Here is a 21496-nt window from a genome sequence, read left to right on the forward strand (position 1 = left end):
TAGGCATGAGCGTCCGCCTCGCGCGCTCCCCCGACATCGCGCGCGTCGCCAAGGCCACCGGCCACGACTTCCTCTTCATCGACACGCAGCACTCGATCTTCGACCTGGAGACGATCGCGAACATCGCGCACACCGCGCTCGCGATCGGCATCGCACCCCTCGTGCGCGTGCGCGGCGTGGACGACCCCGACGTGTCGCTCCTGCTCGACAACGGCGTCACGGGCATCGTTTTCCCCGATATCGGCACCGCCGACCAGGCGCGGCGCGCGGTGCAAACGGTGCGCTTCCCGCCCACCGGCCGCCGCTCGGTCGGCGGCGGCTACCCGCATTTCGACTACCGTGCCGTGCCGCTGACCGAGAGCGTGCCGCAGCTTCAGGGATCCACCCTTCTCGTTCTCATGATCGAGACTGTGGAGGGGCTGGAGAACGTGGAGGAGATCGCGGCGGTGCCGGGGATCGACGTGCTCCATGTCGGCTCGAACGACCTGCTCATGAACATGGGCAAGCCCGGCCAGTTCGATGATCCAGACATCGTCGCGGCTCAAGACCGGGTGATCGCGGCCGCCCGCGCGTGCGGTATCCATGCAGGCTGCGGCGGCAACCGCGATGTGGCCCGCCAAGCCGAGGCGATCCGCCGCGGCGCCCTCTTCGTGACCACGCAAACCGATGTCGCCTTCCTCGCCGCCTCTGCGAACACCTGGACGGGCGGTATCCGCCGCGCGCTCGCGGAACCGGCGGCGTGAAGATCTACGCGCTCGACCAATTCGACGAAGCCGGGCTCGAACTCGTGGCGCAGCACGCCGAGCTCATCCGCTGTAATGACCCCCGTATCGCGAGCTGGCACGAGGAGGCGGACGGCCTGATGGTCCGCCTGACTCCGCTGAGGGCGGAGGATTTCACCCGGGCGAAGCGGCTCCGCGCCGTCTGCAAGCAGGGCGTGGGCGTCGAGAGCATCGACCTCGCGGCGGCCAAGACCCACAGCATCACGATCTGCAACACCCCCGGCGTGAACAGCGAGGCGGTAGCTGAAATGGCCCTCGCCCTCGGCCTATGCGTCGGCCGCCGCATCGCCGAGATGGACCGTGCGGTCCGCTCCGGGAGCCCCGTGCTACGAGAGAACTTCCTCGGCGTGGAGAGCTGGGGCCGCAAGGTCGGGATCGTCGGCATGGGCAATATCGGCACGAAGGTCGCGCGCAAATGGCACGGCGCCTTCGCGAGCGAGCTGATCGCCTACGACCCCTACGTCCCCGCCGATCACTGGCCGGACATTCCCCACACCCGCGCCGCGAGCCTGGAGGAGATGCTACCGAGGGTGGACCTCCTCACGCTGCACCTCCCCCTCACCCCGGAATCCCGCGGCATGATCGGCGAGCGCGCGCTTGCCCTCATGCAGCCAAGCGCGATCCTCGTGAACGCCGCGCGCGGGGGCATCGTGGATGAGGCGGCGCTCCACACCGCGCTCGTCTCCGGCCGCCTCTTCGGCGCGGGTCTCGACGTCTTCGCGGTGGAGCCGCCGGGCACCGCGAACCCGCTGGCTGGCCTGCCCAACGTTGTCTGCACCCCTCACGCGGCGGGCGGCACGCTCGACACGCAGCGCAACAGCTCCCTCGCCGTGGCGCGGCAGCTTCTCGATGTCCTCGCCGGGAAGGAGCCCTGGGCCCGTGTCGCCTGAACCGCCGATCCTCGTCCCCGCGGAGACGGTCCGCGCACAGATCACCGCCGTCCTCACATCCTGGGGAATGGAGCCCGGCCTGATCCGCACCACGGCCGAAGTGATGGTCGAGACCGACCTCGCGGGCGTGGACAGCCACGGCGTCTCGATGCTGATGGACTACGATGCCTCGCGCCAGAGCGGGAAGCTGAACCTCCAGGCCCGCCCGCGCGTCGTGCGGGAGAACCCTGTTACGGCCCTGTTGGACGCGGATGCCGGTCTCGGCCACCCTGCCTCGGTCATGGCCATGCAACTGGCGATGAAGAAGGCGAAGGCCGCGGGCGTCGGCGTCGTCGCCGTGCGGAACTCGCACCATTTCGGCGCGGCCGGCTACTACGCCTCCCTCGCCTCGGCCGAGGGACTGGTGGGCCTCGTCACGAGCGCGACGCGCACGATCAGCATGGTGCCCACCCGCGCGCGCAAGGCGCTGCTCGGCACCAATCCCATCGCCTTCTCCGCCCCCGCCGCGCGCAACCGCGCCTTCCGGCTGGACATGGCGACCACCACCACCGCCGCGAACAAGGTGCGCGTCTACGGCCTGAACGGCCGCACGCTGCCGGAGGGATGGGCCGTGGACGGCGCCGGCAACCCCGTGCGCGATCCGGAGGAAGCGCGGCGCATCATTCGCAGCAGCGAGGAGGGCGGACTGACGCCCCTCGGCGGCAAACCTGAGACGGCCTCGCACAAGGGCTACGGCCTCGCGATGATGGTCCACATCCTCGGCGGCGTCCTTTCGGGCGCCTCCTTCTCGCCGCTTCGGGTGCGGACCCAGCGCCCGGAGGACCCCGACAATCTCGGCCACTTCTTCCTTGCCCTCGACCCCGACGCCTTCCGCGACAAGGGCGAATTCGAGGCCGATCTCGACGAGGTCGTGGACGTGCTGCACGCGGCGCCGCCGGTGGACCCCGCCCTTCCCGTGCTCGTCCCTGGAGACCCCGAGGCGGCCTCCCGCGAGCGGCGGCTGCGCGAGGGCATTCCCATACCCCGCAGCCTGGCCGCGCAACTGCGCGCCGTCTGCCTCGGGTGCGGCGCCCCCTATCTGTTGGAGTAGCGGCGCCTATTCCGGCTTCAGCCCGGCTACCGCGATGGCCTGCCGCGCCTTCGCGACCTCCCCCTGCAGGAAGGCCGCAACGCCCGGCGTGGTGAGTTCCACGCCAGTCGGCGGATCGGCTCCGAAGGAGGCGAGGCGTGCCAGCACCTCCGGATCCGCCGCCGCCTCTGCCAGCGCTGCCTGTAGGATTCCCAGCACCGCCTCCGGCGTCCCCGCCGGCGCGAAGAGCCCGACGAAGGAGGCGGCAAGGAAGCCTTCCAGGCCCTGCTCGATGAAGGTCGCGACTTCCGGCGCCTGCGCGGAGCGGGCGACAGCGGCGACACCAAGGATCCGCCCGCGACCATCACGCTGAAGATCGAGCACGCTCGGCAACTCGATCAGGATGCCGTCCACATTGCCCGCCACGAAGTCCGGCAGGGTCGAGCCGCCGCCCCGATAGGGGACGTGCACAAGGTTGGCGCCGGTGGCCGCCTTGAACAGCTCCAGCGGCAGGTGGTTCGCGCCGCCCACCCCCGAGGTGCCGATCGTGACGCCGGATGGCCGTTCTTTCGAGAAGGCGACCAGCTCCGCCAGGTTCCGCACCGGCAGCTCCGGCCGGACGATGATCACCATCGGCACCTGCCCGAGCAGCGCGACTGGCACGAGGTCCGTCATCGGGTCGTAACGCGGCGCCGCCATCAGCAAAGGCCCGTTGACGATGGAGCCCGGGCTGCCGATCAGCAGGGTATAGCCATCAGGCCGGGCTCGCACGACCGCTTCGGTGCCGATCGCCCCCGTCGCGCCGCTGCGGTTCTCCACCACGATCGGCTGCCCGAGGCGCGGCGAGATGCGGGCCGCGAAGAGCCGCGCCGTCACGTCGCTGTTCCCGCCCGCGGCGAAGGGCACGATGAAGCGGATCGGCCGGTTCGGCCAGGCGCCGGAAGCGGGTGCGCCGCCCGGGGCCTGCGCGCCCGCGGTGGCGGGCAGCAGGAGGGCCGCGAATGCCAGCAAGCCACGCCGCCCCGTGATGGACCGGTTCATGCACCTCTCCTCCCCATGCCGCGGCGCCCGCTCTGCCGGCGGGCTGCGCCGCGATCAGTGCGTCAGACCCAGTAGGGCGGAAAATTTGAGGACTTCGCCTCCGCCTCCAGTAGCCGCAGCATCGCGTGCCACTCCAGCACGCCGTAGGGCCGCCGCGCGCCGGGCTGGTAGAGATGCGCGGTCCGCTCAAGCACCTCGGCGGAGGGCAGCGTCAACTCCGTGCGCGCGGCCATCGCGTCCACCTGCGCGCGGCAGGACATCTCGAGCTGGTACATCGTGTTAAAAGCCTGCTGGATCGTCGCCCCGCAGGTCAGCAGCCCGTGGTTGCGCATCACCATGGCGTCGTGCGTTCCGAGGTCGCGCACGATGCGCTCGCGCTCCGAAAGGTCGATCGCCGGCCCCTCGTAGGCGTGGTAGCCGAGATGGCCGACGAAGCGGATGGCCGTCTGGTTCAGCGGCAGCAGCCCCTCCTTCATCGCCGCGACCGCCATGCCCGCCCGCGTATGGGTGTGAAGCACCGCCGCGACATCCGGCCGTGCCTTATGGATCGCGCCGTGGATCACGTAGCCGGACTTGTTAATCCCGTAGTCGGTGTCCGGTTTCCAGATGATGTTTCCCTCCACGTCGATCTTCGCGAGGCTGGTCGCCGTGATCTCCTTGTAGAGAAGCCCGTAGAGGTTGATCAGCAGGTGCTCCGTGCCGGGGATGCGGAGCGTGATGTGGTTGTAGATCATGTCCGTCATGCCATAGGCCTCGACGAGCCGGTAGCAGGCGGCAAGTTCCAGGCGCGCCTGCCATTCCGTCTCGCTCACCTGGTCGCGGATCGAGGGCCAGCTGGTGCCGAAGCGCGGCGCGGCGTTGTCCATGGGGGTGCTCCTTCGGCGGCGTTCCGGCGGCGGCAGGGAAGGCGCCGGCCGAAAGCCGCAATCTTCCCCTAGCCTCGCAGCTTTTTGCCCGGTCCGTCTAATAGGCAGCTTTGCGCAGCCCATTGACGGCGCCAATGGCGACCGGCGGGTGGACCGGGTGGCAGCCTATGCCCTGCTGTTTCGCGACAGCGGCGCTTACGCGGAAGCTGCAGGACCAGGAGGCCCGCGCTCAACCCCGATGACCCAGGCGGCGTGCGGCCCGATGGAGGCGCGGAGCCGCCGATGGCCAGAGGCGCGCTTCACCTTCGCCACCACGCTCACCAGCATGGGCTCCGCTCCCCGTTCCAGCCAGTGGCCGGCGCGCAGGACGCATTCGAGGATCAGCTCGCCGGTCTCGCGCAGGAAGCCGAGCGCACAGAAGCCCGCCCGCTCATAGAGCCTCAGCGCGCCCACATTCTCCCGCGCCACGAAAAGCCGCACGCGATCGCAAGCCGAGGCAGCGCGGAGGCGCCGCAGGGCCTCCTCCAGCGCGCGCCGGCCGTGGCCGAGTCCCTGGAAACGGCGGTCCAGGGCGAGCCAGCCGAGCCACCACGTCCTGCCATCCCGCCGGTCGGGGTGAAGGACGAAGAAGCCGGCGAGGCGCCCCATGGCCTCTATCCCGAACATGAGATGGGCTGGTCCTCGCCGCACCTCGGCGAGGATCTCGGGCAGCGGACCGAGGAAGCGTTCAACCTGATCGGGGTCGAGCTCAAGCTGCAGCACGCGCGGAAGGTCATCGCGACCAATCCGCGGAAAGAGAAGCGGCGCTTGGCCGCTGAGGGAAGTCATAGGACCCTTCGGGAGAGACTGGGGAAATGGCCGTACGAGGGCACGGACCGACTCAGTAGCTTGGCCGGTTCCCTAGTCGCAGGCCCGGGTGCGAACCGGGCGGTGTTCCTTTTCCATGGGCTGACATATCTGGCGCCCGGGAGCTGCTTGCAAGTGACGATAATGTTGCAGCAGGGTCGCCGGGGCTTCCGGCGCACAATTCTACCCTGCCCTGCCAGCCCGATCCTATGCTTGGCGAACTGAGGAAGAGCCGCCATGTCCCCTCCCCCCGTGCTCGTCGTTGGCGCCGGGCCAACCGGCCTCAACATGGCACTGCGCCTGGCCCAGCACGGCGTGCCCTTCCGCCTCATCGACCAGCACGAGGCCCCGGCGCAGGAATCACGCGCCCTCGCGGTCCATGCCCGCACGCTCGAATACTACCGGCAACTCGGCCTCGCCGAGGCGCTCGTCGCCGCCGGCACCGAGGTGCAGGGCATCCGCATGCACGAGGGTGGGCAAGAGCGCGCCTATGTCGACATAAAGGACATCGGGCGCGGCCTCAGCCCCTATCCTTTCATTCTCGACCTGCCCCAGGACGAGCACGAGCACCTCCTCGTGGCTTGGCTGCGCGAGCGCGGCGTGGAGGTAGAGCGCGCCACCTCCCTCCTCTCCTTTACGCAGGGCGAGACCGGGGTGGAGGCCTCCATTTCCACCGCCAGGGGACACGCGGAAACCGCCCGCTTCGACTACCTCCTCGGCTGCGACGGCGCGCGCAGCAAGGTGCGGGAGGGCATGGGGACAGGCTTCGACGGCGGCACTTATCAGCACCTCTACTACGTCGCGGACGTGCGGCTCGACATCCCAAATCGCGGCAGGGACGTCCATCTCGCCACCGGACCTGAAACCTTCGCGCTGCGCCTGCCCGCCCGGAAGGGCGACATGGAACGCCTGATCGGCTTCGTGCCCGACGGTATCGAGCAGCCGACCTTCGAGACGGTGCGTGGCAGCGCGGAGCACCTGCTGGGTGTGAAGGTGGCCGAGGTGAACTGGTTCTCGACCTATCGCGTGCATCACCGCGTGGCGAGCAGCTTCCGCGAGGGACGCGCCTTCCTGCTGGGCGACGCCGGGCACCTGCACAGCCCTGTCGGTGGCCAGGGCATGAACACCGGCATCGGCGACGCGGTGAACCTCTCCTGGAAGCTGGCGGAAGTGCTCCTGGGCCGCGCCCCGCCCACCCTGCTCGATACGTATGAGCCCGAGCGTATCGCCTTCGCGCGCGAGCTCGTCGCGACAACGGACCGGATGTTCAGGGCCGTCGTTGCAGAGGGCTTCGCGGGGTCGGTCTTCCGCACCACCGTGATGCCGATGCTCGTGCCCGCCGCCACGCATTTCGCCGCGGGCCGCCGGGCCCTCTTCCGCTTCGCCTCGCAGATCCGCATCCGCTACCCAGGCAGCGCCCTCTCCGAGGGGCGGGCAGGCGACATCGCCGGCGGCGACCGGCTGCCCTGGGCCGACGGTCCGGACAACTTCGCACCGCTCACCACCCTTGACTGGCACGTCCAGGTCCATGGTGAAGCTCACGCGGCCCTGGCCGCCGAGGCGGAGGAACTATCGCTCCCTCTCCACCGCTTCGACTGGAGCGACGGCGCGGAACGGGCGGGCTTCGCGCGCGGCGCGGCCTATCTCGTCCGCCCGGATGGCCACATTGCGCTCGCGATGGAGCCACGTGCCACCGGGCGGCTGCGCGCCTATGCCAGGAAGCATGGGCTCCGCTTCGGCCGCTCCTCCGCCCCGCCACTCTCGGCTCGGGGCTGAGCGAGGGCGCCGTCAGTCACCGCCATCGGCAGAGCCGGCGCGGAACAGACCCGTCGCAGGCTCGCCCGCGCCACCGAGACGCGGCGCAGATCGGCGGGGGAGAAAAGCCCGGCCCGGATGGGCTCGGCGTCGCAGCCGTCGCACAAGGGCTCCTATCCTCAGGCCAGGCGTTCGGCCACGCGGCGCAGCGCCTCGTACTCCGCCTTGACCGGCGCCGAGGTCCCGAGGATGCCCTCGCCTAGAATGGAAAGCTCTCGCATCATGCGCTCCTGCTCCTCGGGTGGCAGCCGCACGATCTCGCCCCCGCCCGCGGCCCATGCCTTGTTCGCCTCGTCGATCGCGCCCGTCGTCCAGGCGAAGATATCGCGGTCCACCCGTGCGCCCTCCTCCGCCATGGCGGTCCGCACATCGGCGGGAAGCCGGTCGTACCAGCGCTTGTTCACGAGGAAGACCGAGACGACGATCGCCGGATGGATCTCTGTCACCGTCTTGGCGACATCGTAGTATCGAAGCGCCGAAAGAACCGGAATGCCCGCGAGCAGCCCATCGATCGCCCCCGACTGGAGCGCCGGCATCACCTCCGAAAGCGCCATCGGAACCGGCGTCGCGCCAAAATGCTCCATCGGCCGCGTCTGCAACGGCGAGGCGAAGGTGCGTATCTTCTGCCCGCGGAAATCCGCGAGGCTCCTGATCGGCTTCCGCGAGAGCACGACGACGGGCGAGTTGTAGAAGATTCCGATCCCCTTCACGCCCCGCCCCTCCAGCAGCGCGAGGGAGCGGGCGCGCGTCTCCGTGTCCGTGATGACGCGCTGAAGATGCTCGGGCGAGCGGAAGAGCCCCGGCGCATCGAAGACCTGCATCCGCGGGTCCACCGGAACGACGAAGGAGGTTGGCGTGACGAAGGACTCAATCGTGCCGAGCAGCAGCCCCTCGACCATCCGTGGTATCGCGCCGAGCTGGCTCGCGGGGTAGATCTCGGCGTTCACCCGGTCACCCAACCGCGCCCGGAGCGCGGCGTCGTAGCGGCGGAGCCACTCGTGCTGCACGTCGTTCACGGTCGCGCTCGCCATCTTCATGGCCGTCCCCTGCGCGTGGGTGGCCCTGGCCAGGGACAGGGCCGCGAGGGCCCCAAGTCCCGTGCGGCCGAAGGCACGGCGGGTGATGCGAGTCATGTCACGCCTCCTGTTCGTCTCGCCGGGCCTTAGCCCCCGACGAGGATGAGCGAGATCGCGGGAACATAGGTCACGACAGCCAGGGCCGAGACCTGAACGGCAATGAAGGGTGCTACGCCGCGGTAGAGATCACCGGTCGGTACGTTGAAGAGCGACTGCATGACAAAGAGGTTCAGCCCGAAGGGCGGCGTGAACATCCCGATGGAGAGGTTCACTGTCATGACAATCCCAAAATGCACGGGATCGATCCCCACGTGCTTCACAATCGGCAGCAGCAACGGCGTGAGAACGAGGATCGCCGAGGTCGGGTCGATGAAGCAGCCGGCGATCAACAGCACGATGTTGATCACCAGCAGCACCTGCCAGGCCGAGAGATCCATCGCCGCGATCCAGGCGACGAGCCGCGCCGGCGTGCCCGAGGTCGTGAGCATCCAGGCGAAGACGCCGGCCGCGGCCACGATGACCATGATCTGCGCCGTCAGCACCATGGCATCCGCTGCCAGCTGCAGCAGCGCGCGCGGCCCGATGTCGCGGTACACCAGCGCCGAGACGAGCGCCGCGTAGACGCAGGCGATCCCCGCCGCCTCAGTCGGCGAGAAGACGCCGCCATAGATGCCGACGAAGACGATCGTCGGCATGCCCAGAGCCCAGAGGGCCCGGACCAGCGCGGTCCCGATCGCGGCGAGACTGAAGGGCGAGGTCCCGCCCACCCGCGCGATCGCCGCATGGGCCACGATGAACAGTGCCATAAATCCCGCCAGCAGCAGCCCCGGCAGCACGCCCGCCAGGAAGAGCTTAGGCACCGAAACCTCCGCCACCACGCCGTAGAGGATCATCGCGATGGAGGGCGGAATGACGACATCAATGCCGGCGGAAGCCGCAATCACCCCGGTGGCGAAACGGCGCGAGTAGCCGGCCTGCTGGAGCGGCCCGTACAGGATGCGCCCCACCGTCGCCGTAGCCGCCGCGGAGGACCCGGAGATGGCGCCCACGATGGTAGAGGTTCCCACCGTCGCCAGGGCGAGGGAACCCGGCAGCCGCCCCACCACCGCGACGACGAGCGCCACGATACGGCGGGCGATCACGCCGCTTGTCATCAGTTCCCCCGCGAAGAGAAAGAAGGGGATGGAGAGAAGCGCGAAGGAATCGACGCCACCGAACATCGCCTGGTGCAGCACCGTCGGCGGCACGTCGGAGACGAAGACGGCGTAGGCCGTGGCCGCTGCGAGGAGCACGAGGAAGACCGGAAAGCCCGCGCCGAGCATCGCGAGCGGGAGGGCGACAAGGGCCGCCGTCACGCTCGCCGCCCGAACAGCCGCAGCAGCGCGGCAAGAGCCATCAGGCCGAAGCCCACGGGGATCGCCGCATGCACCCACGCCATTGGCAGGCCCGCGGCCATGCTGGTCAGGCCGATGGTCCCGATCACGTCGAGGTATTCGAGTGACTGCAGCGCGATGAAGCCGAGGATCGTCACCAGGGCGATCGCCCCGGCGGCCTCGGCCACGCGGCGCGCGCGCCTGGGCAAGAGGCCCGCCACGAGGTCCATCGTGAGGTGCGTGCCACGCAGCGTGACGACGGCCGCGCCCAGGAAGACGCCCCAGACCATGGCGAAGGTCATGATCTCGTCCGCCGCCGGCACGGGCATGGAGAAGATGTAGCGCCCGGCGACATTGGCGACGTTCAGCCCGACGATGAACAGCATCAGCACGCCAAGAAGCCCGACGAGGGCCCGCTCCACGATCAGCGCGGCCCGCGGTAGCCGCACCTCCCCATGAGCCTCGACGAGGGGGGGAGGCGTGGCGTCCACCGCTCAGGCCGCCGTCAGGCCGGGCGAGAGGCGCTCGACTACCCGCCGCTGCACCGCGAGCATATGGGTCCGCATGGCACTCTCCGCCGCGTCTGGATCTCGTGCTGCGATGGCCTGGGCGACGGCCTGGTGCTCCGCGTCGCGCTGGCGAAGCGCGCTTGGGCAGGCGGCAGCCCGCCCCGCGATCGCCACCCGCACGTCGCGCCCTACCCGCCTGACGAGGGCGTAGAGCTCCGCCGCCAGCGCGTTGCGCGCCGCCGCCGCCACGGCAAGATGGAAGGCAAGATCGACCTTCCCCGCCCCCTCCCCGCTCGGCGTCGTCGCGGCCCGCAGGACGCGCGCGACCTCGACGGGCGAGGCGCGCACGGCCGCCAGCCGCGCGAGGCCCGGTTCAAGCAGAAGCCGAAGCTCCGTCACCTCTACGGGATTGGTCAGCGGCACGAGGTCGTCCGACCGCAAGTTCCCCCGCCGACCCGGACGAGCAGGTTCGATCTCGCCAGCGTTGCGCAGGAGTTCGAGCGCGCTGCGAAGCCGGTGGCGCTTCACGGCCAGCCTCTCCGCCAGCACGCGCTCCGCCGGAAGCGGCCCGCCCGAGGCAACGATGGAGCGGAGGCTCGCGACCAGTGCGCTGTCGGCCTCCGTCGGGTCCGAGCCCTTCATTCATGCCCCTTCCTTCTTCCCCACCACGCTAACCATTCACGGCTTTGGTTGACAAGTGGTTGCGGTGGATGGTCCCGTTCAGCACCTGTCGGGAGTGGTCGGTTGGAGCAGGACTATGTCATCGTTGGCGCGGGCTCGGCGGGCTGCACCCTCGCGCGGCGCCTCTCGGAGGGCGGCGCCAGCGTCCTCCTGCTGGAGGCCGGCGGCTGGGACCGCGATCCCTGGATCCACATCCCCCTTGGCTGGGGTCGCATCCTCCAGCAGCGCAAGCACGACTGGGGCTACGACTGCGAGCCCGAGGAATCCGTCGGCGGCCGCGCTGTCGAGTGCGCACGCGGCAAGGTTGTCGGCGGGTCATCCTCCACGAACGCCATGGCCTATGTGCGCGGCAACCGCGCCGACTACGATGGGTGGGGCGCGCGCGGCCTACCGGGATGGGACTACGCCTCCGTCCTCCCCTATTTCCGCCGGCAGGAGACCTGGTCGGGTGGCGCGGACGCTTATCGCGGCGGCGAGGGCCCGCTCGGCACGAAGCCATGCGGCTACGCCGACCCCCTGCTCGACGCCTTTGCCGCGGCAGGCCGAGACGCCGGCTTCGGCTGGACCGACGACTACAACGGCGCGCGGCAGGAGGGCTTCGGCACCCTGCAGATGACCATCCGCAATGGTCGCCGCTCCTCCGCCGCCACCGCCTATCTCAGGCCGGCGCTGCGGGGCGGACACGTCCGCATCCTCGTGCGCGCCCACGCCACCGGCCTTGCCTTCGAGGGCGGGCGCTGCGTCGGTGTCACCTATCGCCAGGGCGGCGAAACCCGCACCGCCCGCGCAGGGCGGGAGGTGATCCTCTCGGGCGGCGCCATCAACTCGCCGCAGCTCCTGATGCTCTCGGGCCTCGGCGATCCGGAGACGCTGCGGCGCCTCGACATCCAGGTTCGCGTCCCACTATCCGGCGTCGGCCGCAACCTGCGGGACCACGTCTCGGTCATGCTGCCCTATGCACGCGGCGTCCCCGGTCCCTTCCCACGGGCCATGCGCGCCGACCGCATCGGCCTCTCCGTCGCCCGCGCCTACCTTCGCGGCACCGGCATCGCGAGCGACGTGCCCGGCGGCGTCACCGCCTTCCTGCGTAGCAGCACGGCCGGCGCGGCGCCGGACCTCCAATTCCTCCTCACCGCCGCGCCCTTCACGGCCCAGCCCTGGCTCCGCCGCCCCTTCCCGGACGGCTTCGGCTGCCGCGCCGTGCTCCTCCACCCCGAGAGCGAGGGCCAGGTTGCGCTCCTCTCCGCCGACCCTTTTGCCCCGCCGCGGATCCGCCAGAACTTTCTCTCCACCGAGCGCGACCGCGCACGCCTGCGCGAAGGCCTGCGCATGATCCGCGAAACGATGGCGCAGCCCTCAATGGCGCCCTTCCGCGCGCGCGAGGCTGTGCCCGGCGAGGGGCGCGCCTCTGATGCCGATCTCGACGCCCATGTCCGTGCCACCGCCATCACTGTTCACCACCCGCTCGGCACCTGCGCCATGGGCACCGACGGGCGCGCAGTCCTCGGCGGCGACCTGCGCGTGCGCGGCGTGGAGGGGCTGCGCGTGGTGGACGCCTCCGCCATCCCCACCACCGTCTCCGGCAACATCAACGCGGCTGTCATCATGATCGCGGAGCGCGCCTCCGACCTCATTCTCGGGCGCCCAACGGAGCCGCGCGCGGTGCTCTGAGCGGAGCAACCATTTCCGCTTGCCGGTCATCATGGGTTGGATCTACGGTCGCTTGGCGGTCACCCCTTCGCGGAGGTCCCATGGACACGAACCTTCCCCCGGCTTCCTCTCAGGAGCCAGACGCCAACCGGGAAGCCGCGCTCCGCGGCCTCTATGATGACCTCGCGCGGCATAACCTCTTCCCCTTTTGGGCGACGTCCAAGGACACGGACCACGACGAAATCCGCCAGCTCATGGCGACGCGGAAGGCGGTGCCGCACCTCTGGTCATTCGCTGACGACATCGAGCCGATCCTCCGCCGCTCCGCCGAGCTCGTCTCCACGGCAGACAGCGACCGGCGCTCGGTCATCCTCGTGAACCCCGGCCTTGCCCCGCAGCGTGCCTCGGTCTCCACGATGTACACGGCCTACCGACTGAACGACCCCAACGAGATCATGCCGCCCCACAAGCACACGCCGAGCGCCATCCGCTTCGGCCTGACGGGCAAGGGCAACTTCACGGGGGTGGAGGGCGAGGACATCGTCTTCGGCCCCGGCGACATGGTGCTGACACCGATCGACACGTGGCATAACCACGGCACGGTCGGCGACGAGCCCGCGATCAACCTCTCCGTCCTCGACCTGCCGCTGGTCGAGACGCTCAACGCCGTCTCCTTCGACCACCACTACGTCGAGGACGACGCGGTGGTGAAGAAGCAGTCGGCCCGCTTCCCCGACGACTACTCCCACCGCATCTACGGCACCGGCGGCATGCGGCCGCGCTTCGTGAACCATATCCGCGGCGCCGGCCATTCCTCACCCATGTATGTCTATCGCTGGGAGGCGATGCAGGCCCTGCTGGACCGCCACGCCGATTGGGACGGCGACCCGCATGAAGCGATCATGGTGGAGTACGTCGATCCCACCACTGGCGGCCCCGTGTTCAAGACGATCACCTTCTTCGCGCAGATGCTCCGCCCCGGCGAGCGCACCCTGCCGCTGCGCCAGACCGCCAGCCTGCTCGTCGCGCCCTTCCGTGGCAGCGGCCACTCCATCGTGGACGGCAAGCGGCTCGACTGGCGGGAATTCGACACCATGGCTGTCCCCGGCGGCTCCTGGTGCGAGCACGTGAACGGCTCCGCGACCGAACCCGCGATCCTCTTCGTCGCCAGCGACGAGCCGGCGCAGAAGGCCTTCTCCCTCTATCGGAAATGGGGCCGTGCCGCTGATGGCGAGGTGTCCCGGCTTGCCTGAAAGCGTTCTCTCCGGCAGCCGGAACGTCTCGCTCCTCTCCCACCTCGACCTCCCCGGCGGCGGGCAGGTCTGGGTGGACGGAACCACGCTCTACGTCGCCCATATGCGCCCGCCGCACGGCACCACGGTGGTGGACATCGCGGACCCGCGGAACCCCCGCGTGCTCCACCACATCCCGATCCCCGCCGGCTGGCACTCGCACAAAGTGCGCGCCGCCAACGGGCTGATGCTCGTGAACCACGAGAAGTTCGGCCCCGGCAACGAGGAGTTCGGCGCCGGAATGATGATCTACGACGTTCGCGACCCCGCGAACCCGCGCGAGCTCACAAAGGTCGCCATGTCCGGCAAGGGCGTACACCGCTTCACCTTCGACGGCACCCTCGCCTATGTCTCGGCGACGGAGGCCGGCTATGTCGGCAACTTTCCTGCCGTCCTCGATCTCTCCGACCCCGCACGCCCGCGCGAGATCATGCGCTGGTGGGCGCCCGGCCAGCATGCTGCCGGCGGCGAGCGCGATGACATGCCCGAAGGCTGGCCGACGCCCCGCTGCCACCACCCCATGCGCCTTGGCGATCGCCTCTACCTTTCCTACTGGCACCACGGGATGTGGACGCTCGACATCTCCGACATGGCGAACCCGCGCCCGGTCGCGCACGTCAACACCTCCGCCGCCTTCCCGCACCCGACCCATACCTGCATGCCGGTGCCCGAGCCCGTGAAGGGCCGCCGCATCCTCATCGTCGCCGATGAGGACGTGGCGAAGCTCTACCCCGCCGCGCCCTCCTTCCTCTGGTTCTACGACATCACTGACGAGACGAACCCTACCGTCATCTCCACCTTCCAGGTGCCCGGCCTTGACCTCGACGGATCACCGCAACCGGCGATGACCGGCTGCCACCAGCCCTCCGAAGCCTTCCGCGGCACGGTGCTGCCCTGCGCCTGGTTCGCCATGGGCCTGCGCATCGTGGACTTCTCCGACCCCTTCGCTCCGCGCGAGGTCGGCCACCACGTGCCAGCCCCAGCCCCGGGCGCAGACCGCGCCTCATCCAACGACGTCACCATCGACGACCGCGGCCTGATCTACCTCGTGGACCGCGTGGCCGGGGTGCAGATCCTCGAATCCCCCCTTATCCGCTGAGAGGAACCGCAAGGTGCCGCGCGAAGACGTCTACCCCATCGGGAAGAAGAACCCGAACCTGCCCTTCCATCCCGCCGTGCGCGCGGGCGACTTCGTCTTCGTCTCCGGCCAGGTCGCCAAGGACGCGGAGGGCAACATGATCTCCGGCACGATCGAGGAGGAGACGAAGTGGACCTGCCTCTCCATCGCCCGCGTGCTGGAGGCCGAAGGCCTGACGCTCGCCGACGTCGTGCGCGTGACGACCTATCTCGAGGATACGCGCGACTTCGGCCGCTACAACAAGGTCTTCGCCGAGCACTTCAAGGACGCGACGCTCGCCCGCACCACCGTGCAGGCACAGGCCGTCATCAGCACAAAGATCGAGATGGACGCGATTGCCTACGCGCCGCGGGCCAAGTGAGGGGAACAGGATGCTGAAGCTGCTGGGACGCGCGACCTCCGGTAACGTGCAGAAGGTCCTCTTCCTCCTCGAGGAGACCGGCACTTCCTACGAGCGCGAGGACTATGGCCGCCAGTTCGGCAACACCGCCACGCCGCAATACAAGGCGATGAACCCGAACTCGAAGGTGCCGACACTCGTGGACGGCGAGGTCATGGTCTGGGAATCCAACACCATCCTCCGCTATCTCGCGGCCGGCCACGCGCCGGAGATGCACGGCACCACGCCCGCGGAGCGCAGCGAGGTGGAGCGCTGGATGGACTGGCTCCTCGCCCAGCTCAACGCCCCCTACCTCGTCATGTTCCGCGAGGCCAAGAAGGCGCCGGACGAGCGTGCACCTGAGTTCGCCGCCCAGCTTGCGGAGATCAACACCTTGCTCACGATCCTCGACGGGCAGCTCGCGGCGGCCGAGTGGCTCGCCCTCGGCCGCATGACGCTGGCCGACATCGCGCTGGCCCCTATCGTCGCCCGCTGCCTCGACTTTCCGATCGAGCGCCCGCCGCTCCCCGCGCTGGAAGCCTGGCGCACCCGCATCGCTGCCCGCCCCGCCTTCGCGAAGGCCACGGCGGGGTGACCCGCGCCGCACGCCGCACCTTCCTCCTCGGTGGCCTCGCGGCAGGGGTGGCGGGCGCGGCGCGCGCGCAGCCGGAGCCCTATCCCTCGCGTCCTATCCGCCTCGTCGTGCCCTTCGCGCCGGGTGGCGGCACCGACCTCATCGCGCGCATCCTCGCCGTGCGGCTGGGCGAGATCCTCGGCGGCAGCGTCGTCGTCGAGAACCGCGCGGGCGCGTCGGGAGCCATCGGCACCGCCGCCGTCGCGCGCTCCAAGCCGGACGGCTACGCACTCCTGTTCACCTCGTCGCCGGCCATCGTCGTTCTGCCCGCGCTGCAGCCACCCCCGCCCTACGATCCGGAGCGGGACCTGACACCCATCGCAACCATCGCGCGACAGGCCATCCTCTTCGTCGTCCCCGCGGCCTCACCTCATAAAACGTTGCAGGACCTCGTGGCTGCGGCAGCAGCGACGGCGCTGCCCTATGGCACGCCAGGCGCCGGCACGGACCCGCATCTCGCCGGGCTCGCCCTCGCGGACGCTGCTCGCGTCGCGCTCACCCACGTGCCCTATCGAGGTGGCGGACCTGCCCTGAACGGCCTAATGACGGGCGAGGTAGCCTTCCTCCCCGCGCTCACAGGGGTTGCGAAGCCGCTGCTGGAGGACGGCCGCGCCCGCGCGCTCGCGACGACGAGCCCGCACCGCCACACCGACCTGCCGGATGTTCCCACCACGACGGAACTCGGCTTCCCTTCCGTGGATCTCGTCCCCTGGTGGGGCCTTTTCGCCCCGCCCGGCCTGGATGCCGCGGCCGTCCAACGCCTTGCAGCCGCCACCGCCGAGCTGGGGCGCGACCCCACTTGGTCGAGCCGCCTTGAGAAGCTCTCGGTGGAGCCCATCAGCTTCGACGCCCTCCGCACCGCCCAGGAGGTCAGTGGTCAGATCGCGTCCTGGCGCACCCGCCTAGCCGGGCGCTCAATCGACTGAGCCGCGGCTTCACGCCTCGTCAGACGTGGAAGCTCTCGCCGCAGCCGCAGCGGCCCTTCTCGTTCGGATTGGTGAAGGTGAAGCCGGCCGACATCGCCTTCTTCTCGTAATCCATCACCGTGCCGATCAGGAATAGCGTCGCCTTGCGGTCGACGAGCACCGTTACACCCTTATCCGTGACGACCTCGTCGCCCGGCCCCGCCCCGTCAACCCAGTCGATCTGATAGGACATGCCCGAGCAGCCCTTGGTGGAAACGGCGACGCGCAGCAGCTTCCCGCCATCGCCTTTCGCGTAGAGCGCGCGCAACCGCTCCGCCGCCGCATCCGACAGCGACATCAGCGGCGGCAACGCCCGGCGCGGCTTCGGGGCGTCGGTGGTGGTCGTGCTCATCTCCGGCCCTTCTTTAATACATGTTCAACGCGAGCTTCGCGTCCTCGCTCATGCGCGACGGATCCCAGGGCGGGTCCCAGACAATCTCGACCGTAACAGAGGAGACGTTCGGCACCACCTTTACCGCCTCCTCAACCATCCCCGGCAGTTCCTGCGCCGAGGGGCAGGAAGGGGTGGTGAGGGTCATCTCGATACGCACCGCGCCCTCGTCCGTGATCTCCACGGCGTAGACGAGGCCGAGTTCGTAAATATCGACGGGGATCTCCGGGTCGAAGACGGTCTTGATCGCGTCCAGAACTGCGACCTCGCTCACGCGCGTCGGCGGAATTGGCCCGTCCGGCGACCAGGCCTCGTGCGTGCCGCCCTGTGCGGTGATCGGTTCACTCACTCGAAGCCTCCTTCCCGCCGGAAAGGGCGGTGTTGAGGGTGTGCCAGGCCAGCGTCGCGCACTTCACGCGGCTGGGAAACTCATGGACGCCCGACAGCGCCTGCAGCCGGTCCATCTCGTCTTCCAGCGCTCCGCCGCAATCCGGGCAGGTACCGGTCATCGCCATCTCGCGGAAGCGCGCAGCCATCTCGCGCGCCTCGTCCGGCGTCTTGCCCTTGACCGTCTCGGTCATCAGCGAGGCGCTCGCCATCGAGATTGCGCAGCCCTTGCCTTGGAAGGCGGCGTCGGCGATGCGATCCCCCTCCATGTCGAGGAACAGCTCCATCCGGTCACCGCACATCGGGTTGTCCCCGCGGGCCGAAAGGTCAGGCCTGTCCAGCCGGCGGAAATTCCGCGGCTTGCGCCCGTGATCGAGGATGACCTCCTGATAGAGGTCCCGCAGGTCGTCGAACATCAGGTGAAGAACCTCCGCGCGGAGTTCAACGCCTCCGCCAGGAAATCGACCTCCTCATGCGTCGTGTACATGCCGAAGGACGCACGGCAGGTGCTGTCATGCCCAATCCGCACGTGCAGCGGCTCCGCGCAGTGCCGCCCCGCGCGCACCGCAATCCCCACCCGGTCGAGCAACGTGGAAAGGTCGTGCGCGTGCGCGTTGCCCAGCGCGAAGGAGAACACTCCGCCCCGGTCCTGCGCCCGGCCGATGACCGTCAGGCCCTCGATCGCCGAGAGCTTCGCCATGGCATGGTCCACCAATGAGCGCTCATGCGCCTCGATGGCCTCCATGCCGATGCTTGTGACGTAGTCGATCGCCGCGTGCAGCCCCACCGCCTCAACAATCGCCGGCGTACCCGCCTCGAACTTCGCCGGCACCGGGGCGGGCTTGAAGCCCTCCCGGGTCACCTCCGAAATCATGTCGCCGCCACCCATGAAGGGCGGCATCTCGTCGAGCAGCGACATCCGCCCCCAGAGCACGCCGATGCCCGTGGGGCCGTAGAGCTTGTGCCCCGTGAAGACGTAGAAATCCGCGTCCAGCGCCCGCACGTCAACACGCCGGTGAACCACCGCCTGCGACCCGTCGAACAGCACCTTCGCGCCATGCGCGTGTGCCAGCGCCGCGATCCGCGCGGCCGGCGTCACCGTGCCCAGCACGTTGGACATATGCGTGACCGCGACCAGCCCCACCTTCCCGTCAGTGAGCTTCGCCTCAAGGTCCGCCATGTCCAGCTCGCCTGAGTCGAGCACGTTGCAGATCCGCAGCTCGATCCCGTGCGCCTGGGAGAGCATCTGCCAGGGCACGAAGTTCGCGTGGTGCTCCATCTCGGAAACCACCACCGCCTGCCCCGGCCGCAGCACCCCACGCCCGTAGGAATGCGCGACAAGGTTGATCGCGGCGGTGCTGTTTGTGGTGAAGATCACCTCCCGCGCATCGCTCGCGTTTAGGAAGTGCGCCACCGCCTCGCGCGCCGCCTCGTAGGCCGCCGTCGAGGCCTCGCTGAGGTGATAGGCCCCGCGATGCACGTTCGCGTAGGAGGTCTCCATCATCCGCAACATCGCGTCGAGCACCACGCGCGGCTTCTGCGCGGAGGCACCGGAGTCAAGGAACACCAGCGGCTTGCCGTGCACCTTGGTCGACAGGATCGGGAAGTCCTGCCGCACCCGCTGCACGTCGAGCGCCGGGCGAAGAGTGCCGTCCATCACGCAGCCTTCCCATGCTGGTCCCACCAGCCCGCCACCGCCTCCTCCAGCGCCTCGCGCGCGGGCTCGTCCTCCACCACCTCGACTGCCTCCTGAAGGAAGGCGCGCACGAGAATGGAGCGGGCCACATCCGCGGGGATGCCGCGGGCACGCAGGTAGAACAGGCTGTCCGCGTCCAGCGCCCCGGCAGTCGCGCCGTGGCTGCACTTCACGTCGTCGGCATAGATCTCCAGCTGCGGCTTGCTGTCGATCTCCGCCTCTTCCGACAGCAGCAGCGCCTGGTTCATCTGGTAGCCGTCGGTCTTCTGCGCCTCGCGCCGCACCAGGATCTTGCCCTGGAACACGCCGCGCGAGCGCCCCGCCAGCACCGTCTTCACCGTCTGGCGGGAGGCGCAGTTCGGCGCGGTGTGGTCCAGCGCCGTGGTCGTATCGGCAAGCTGCCCGTCCGCCACCAGCTGCGCCCCGTTCAGATGCGCCGCCGCCCGCGGCCCAAGCAGCGCGAGATGCGTCTCGCTCCGGCTGATCCGCCCGCCCGCGTTGAGGACGAAGCCGTCATAGGTCCCGCCCTCCTCCACGCGCACGCCGAGATGCGCGAGATGATAGGCATTCGCCGCCTCTCGCTGCACGCGCACATGGGTGAGCTTCGCGTCCTGGGCCACCTCGATCTCGAAGACGGGGTTGTGCAGGTGCCGCGCGCCACTGCTCGACAATGCCGTCTCCACCAGCACCAGCCGCGCGCCGCGCCCCAGGCGGACGAGGTGGCGCGGATGCACCGTGCTCGCCGTCTCGCCGGAGGCGACCGAGAGCAGCTCAAGCCGCCCCGCATCGACGCCCTCCGGCACCTCGAGCACCAGCCCGTCCTCGAACAGCAGCGTATTGAGCGTGACCATCGGCTGAGAGGCGGAGGCGACCGTGTTCAGCCGCCCCGCCACCGTCGCGATCACTTCCGCGAGCGAGGCCGCGACCAGCCCGTCGAGCGAGGACAGATCCTCGCGGAACCGCCCGTCCACGAAGACCGCGCGCCGCTCCACCCGCGCCGGCGGAAGCGGCACAGCCCGGTCCACCGCCGTCAGCGCCTCGCGGAACTCCGCGCGCAGCATCGGGGAGAGGTCGGTGTAGCGCCAGGCCTCCACGCGCCGGTTCGGCAGCCCGCCCGCGCGCAGCGTCTCCGCCGCGGCATCGCGCAGCGCGCGCACCGTCGGAATGGACGCGCCCGGCAGCCGCTCCGCCAACCCGTCGTAACGGTGCAGGAAGGCCGCCGCGTTGCCCTGGGGGAGATCGATGTTCATGCGGCCTCGTCCAGCACGCCCGCGTAGCCCTCGGCCTCGAGCCGCTGCGCAAGCTCCGGCCCACCGGAGGTCACGATGCGGCCATCGGCCAGCACGTGCACCCGGTCGGGCACGATATGGTTCAGAAGACGCTGGTAGTGCGTGATCACCAGGGCCGAGAAGCCGGGCCCGCGCAGCGCGTTCACGCCATCGGCCACGATCCGCAGCGCGTCGATGTCGAGCCCGCTGTCCGTCTCGTCCATGATCGCGATCTTCGGCTGCAGCAACGCCATCTGCAGAACCTCGTTCCGCTTCTTCTCGCCGCCGGAGAAGCCTACGTTCACGCCGCGCTTGAGCATGTCCTCGGGCATGGACAGCTCCTTCATGCGGGCGCGCGCCAGCTTCAGGAACTGCATTGCGTCTACTTCCGGCTCGCCGCGCGTGCGGCGGATCGCGTTGAGCGCGGTGCGGAGGAAGTTGGCGTTTCCGACGCCCGGCAGCTCCACGGGGTACTGAAAGGCGAGGAACAGGCCGGCAGCGGCTCGCTCCTCCGGCTCCATGTCCAGCAGATCCTGGCCGTTCAGCGTCACGGAGCCACCGGTGATCTCATAGCCCTCGCGCCCCGCAAGCGCGTAGGAAAGCGTGGACTTGCCCGCGCCGTTCGGCCCCATGATGGCGTGCACCTCGCCATCCGGCACCTCCAGGGTGATCCCCTTGAGGATCTCCTTGCCCTCGATCTCGGCGGTGAGGTTCTCGATGCGCAGCATGATTAGATACCTTCGTTGCG

Annotated in this window: 23 protein-coding genes; 10 read left to right on the plus strand and 13 right to left on the minus strand. The window is 69.5% G+C overall.

Features of this window, described 5'->3' with window-relative positions:
• The 3 genes from D9599_RS00005 to D9599_RS00015 form a co-directional block, all read left to right on the plus strand.
• Positions 1 to 743 (plus strand): HpcH/HpaI aldolase/citrate lyase family protein (locus D9599_RS00005; RefSeq protein ID WP_198379163.1); only part of this gene is annotated, 743 nt, incomplete at its 5' end.
• Positions 740 to 1672 (plus strand): NAD(P)-dependent oxidoreductase, encoded by a 933-nt coding sequence (locus D9599_RS00010; protein ID WP_198379164.1) that lies wholly within the window; start codon positions 740 to 742, stop codon positions 1670 to 1672. The genes D9599_RS00005 and D9599_RS00010, both read left to right, overlap by 4 nt.
• Positions 1662 to 2762, plus strand: a complete 1101-nt coding sequence (locus D9599_RS00015; RefSeq protein WP_198379165.1) for an Ldh family oxidoreductase — start codon at positions 1662 to 1664, stop codon at positions 2760 to 2762. Before D9599_RS00010 ends, D9599_RS00015 begins: the two co-directional genes overlap by 11 nt.
• A 6-nt stretch (positions 2763 to 2768) precedes the next feature.
• Here the strand turns inward: D9599_RS00015 and D9599_RS00020 are convergent, their stop codons facing one another.
• The 3 genes from D9599_RS00020 to D9599_RS00030 all read right to left on the minus strand — a co-directional run bounded on the left by D9599_RS00020 (position 2769) and on the right by D9599_RS00030 (position 5476).
• Positions 2769 to 3782 carry a tripartite tricarboxylate transporter substrate binding protein gene (locus D9599_RS00020; protein WP_198379166.1) on the minus strand — a complete coding sequence of 338 codons (1014 nt, stop codon included), beginning with the start codon at positions 3780 to 3782 and terminating at the stop codon, positions 2769 to 2771.
• A gap of 62 nt (positions 3783 to 3844) precedes the next feature.
• The gene (locus D9599_RS00025) at positions 3845 to 4648 is read right to left on the minus strand and encodes a class II aldolase/adducin family protein (RefSeq protein WP_198379167.1); all 804 of its coding nucleotides are present in this window, start codon (positions 4646 to 4648) and stop codon (positions 3845 to 3847) included.
• 195 nt (positions 4649 to 4843) lie between these two features.
• Complete coding sequence (locus D9599_RS00030) at positions 4844 to 5476, minus strand: GNAT family N-acetyltransferase (protein ID WP_255531455.1); 633 nt, start codon at positions 5474 to 5476, stop codon at positions 4844 to 4846.
• A 255-nt stretch (positions 5477 to 5731) separates the two neighbouring features.
• Here D9599_RS00030 and D9599_RS00035 point away from each other — a divergent pair, with 255 nt between their 5' ends.
• Entirely contained in the window at positions 5732 to 7270 is a 1539-nt protein-coding gene (locus tag D9599_RS00035; protein WP_198379169.1) for an FAD-dependent monooxygenase, read from the plus strand.
• Positions 7271 to 7428: 158 nt separating this feature from the next.
• Here D9599_RS00035 and D9599_RS00040 read toward each other — a convergent pair whose 3' ends face one another.
• From D9599_RS00040 to D9599_RS00055, 4 genes are read right to left on the minus strand one after another with little or no spacing between them, the layout of a single operon-like run.
• The gene (locus D9599_RS00040) at positions 7429 to 8442 is read right to left on the minus strand and encodes a TRAP transporter substrate-binding protein (protein ID WP_198379170.1); all 1014 of its coding nucleotides are present in this window, start codon (positions 8440 to 8442) and stop codon (positions 7429 to 7431) included.
• A gap of 29 nt (positions 8443 to 8471) precedes the next feature.
• The gene (locus D9599_RS00045; protein ID WP_198379171.1) at positions 8472 to 9740 is read right to left on the minus strand and encodes a TRAP transporter large permease; all 1269 of its coding nucleotides are present in this window, start codon (positions 9738 to 9740) and stop codon (positions 8472 to 8474) included.
• A complete protein-coding gene (locus D9599_RS00050) occupies positions 9737 to 10249 on the minus strand; it encodes a TRAP transporter small permease (protein ID WP_198379172.1) in 513 nt (170 codons plus the stop codon). Before D9599_RS00050 ends, D9599_RS00045 begins: the two co-directional genes overlap by 4 nt.
• Positions 10250 to 10252: 3 nt before the next feature.
• Positions 10253 to 10909, minus strand: coding sequence for a FadR/GntR family transcriptional regulator (locus tag D9599_RS00055; RefSeq protein WP_198379173.1), 657 nt, complete (start codon positions 10907 to 10909; stop codon positions 10253 to 10255).
• A 102-nt stretch (positions 10910 to 11011) separates the two neighbouring features.
• Between D9599_RS00055 and D9599_RS00060 the strand changes: the two genes are divergently transcribed.
• The 6 genes from D9599_RS00060 (at position 11012) to D9599_RS00085 (ending at position 16967) form a co-directional block, all read left to right on the plus strand.
• Positions 11012 to 12619 carry a GMC family oxidoreductase gene (locus tag D9599_RS00060; RefSeq protein WP_198379174.1) on the plus strand — a complete coding sequence of 536 codons (1608 nt, stop codon included), beginning with the start codon at positions 11012 to 11014 and terminating at the stop codon, positions 12617 to 12619.
• Between the two features lie 80 nt (positions 12620 to 12699).
• Positions 12700 to 13851 carry a cupin domain-containing protein gene (locus D9599_RS00065; RefSeq protein ID WP_198379175.1) on the plus strand — a complete coding sequence of 384 codons (1152 nt, stop codon included), beginning with the start codon at positions 12700 to 12702 and terminating at the stop codon, positions 13849 to 13851.
• Positions 13844 to 14989, plus strand: a complete 1146-nt coding sequence (locus D9599_RS00070) for an LVIVD repeat-containing protein (protein WP_198379176.1) — start codon at positions 13844 to 13846, stop codon at positions 14987 to 14989. The genes D9599_RS00065 and D9599_RS00070 overlap by 8 nt, the downstream gene beginning before the upstream one ends.
• A gap of 13 nt (positions 14990 to 15002) precedes the next feature.
• Complete coding sequence (locus tag D9599_RS00075) at positions 15003 to 15389, plus strand: RidA family protein (RefSeq protein WP_198379177.1); 387 nt, start codon at positions 15003 to 15005, stop codon at positions 15387 to 15389.
• A gap of 10 nt (positions 15390 to 15399) precedes the next feature.
• Complete coding sequence (locus D9599_RS00080; protein WP_198379178.1) at positions 15400 to 16002, plus strand: glutathione S-transferase family protein; 603 nt, start codon at positions 15400 to 15402, stop codon at positions 16000 to 16002.
• The gene (locus tag D9599_RS00085) at positions 15999 to 16967 is read left to right on the plus strand and encodes a tripartite tricarboxylate transporter substrate binding protein (RefSeq protein WP_198379179.1); all 969 of its coding nucleotides are present in this window, start codon (positions 15999 to 16001) and stop codon (positions 16965 to 16967) included. The genes D9599_RS00080 and D9599_RS00085 overlap by 4 nt, the downstream gene beginning before the upstream one ends.
• 19 nt (positions 16968 to 16986) lie before the next feature.
• Here the strand turns inward: D9599_RS00085 and D9599_RS00090 are convergent, their stop codons facing one another.
• From D9599_RS00090 to sufC, 6 genes are read right to left on the minus strand one after another with little or no spacing between them, the layout of a single operon-like run.
• Positions 16987 to 17358, minus strand: coding sequence for an iron-sulfur cluster assembly accessory protein (locus D9599_RS00090; RefSeq protein ID WP_198379180.1), 372 nt, complete (start codon positions 17356 to 17358; stop codon positions 16987 to 16989).
• A gap of 13 nt (positions 17359 to 17371) precedes the next feature.
• Positions 17372 to 17746: an SUF system Fe-S cluster assembly protein gene (locus D9599_RS00095; RefSeq protein ID WP_198379181.1), complete on the minus strand. Its 375-nt coding sequence runs from the start codon at positions 17744 to 17746 to the stop codon at positions 17372 to 17374.
• A complete protein-coding gene (sufU, locus tag D9599_RS00100; RefSeq protein ID WP_198379182.1) occupies positions 17739 to 18200 on the minus strand; it encodes a Fe-S cluster assembly sulfur transfer protein SufU in 462 nt (153 codons plus the stop codon). The genes D9599_RS00095 and sufU overlap by 8 nt, the downstream gene beginning before the upstream one ends.
• On the minus strand, positions 18200 to 19441 hold the full coding sequence (locus D9599_RS00105) for an aminotransferase class V-fold PLP-dependent enzyme (protein ID WP_198379183.1): 1242 nt from the start codon (positions 19439 to 19441) through the stop codon (positions 18200 to 18202). The genes sufU and D9599_RS00105 overlap by 1 nt, the downstream gene beginning before the upstream one ends.
• The gene (sufD, locus tag D9599_RS00110; protein WP_198379184.1) at positions 19441 to 20730 is read right to left on the minus strand and encodes a Fe-S cluster assembly protein SufD; all 1290 of its coding nucleotides are present in this window, start codon (positions 20728 to 20730) and stop codon (positions 19441 to 19443) included. Before sufD ends, D9599_RS00105 begins: the two co-directional genes overlap by 1 nt.
• Complete coding sequence (gene sufC, locus D9599_RS00115) at positions 20727 to 21476, minus strand: Fe-S cluster assembly ATPase SufC (protein ID WP_198379185.1); 750 nt, start codon at positions 21474 to 21476, stop codon at positions 20727 to 20729. Before sufC ends, sufD begins: the two co-directional genes overlap by 4 nt.
• Positions 21477 to 21496: the final 20 nt, after the last annotated feature.

The sequence above is a fragment of the Roseomonas sp. KE2513 genome (genome assembly GCF_016107305.1).
GTDB lineage: Bacteria > Pseudomonadota > Alphaproteobacteria > Acetobacterales > Acetobacteraceae > Roseomonas.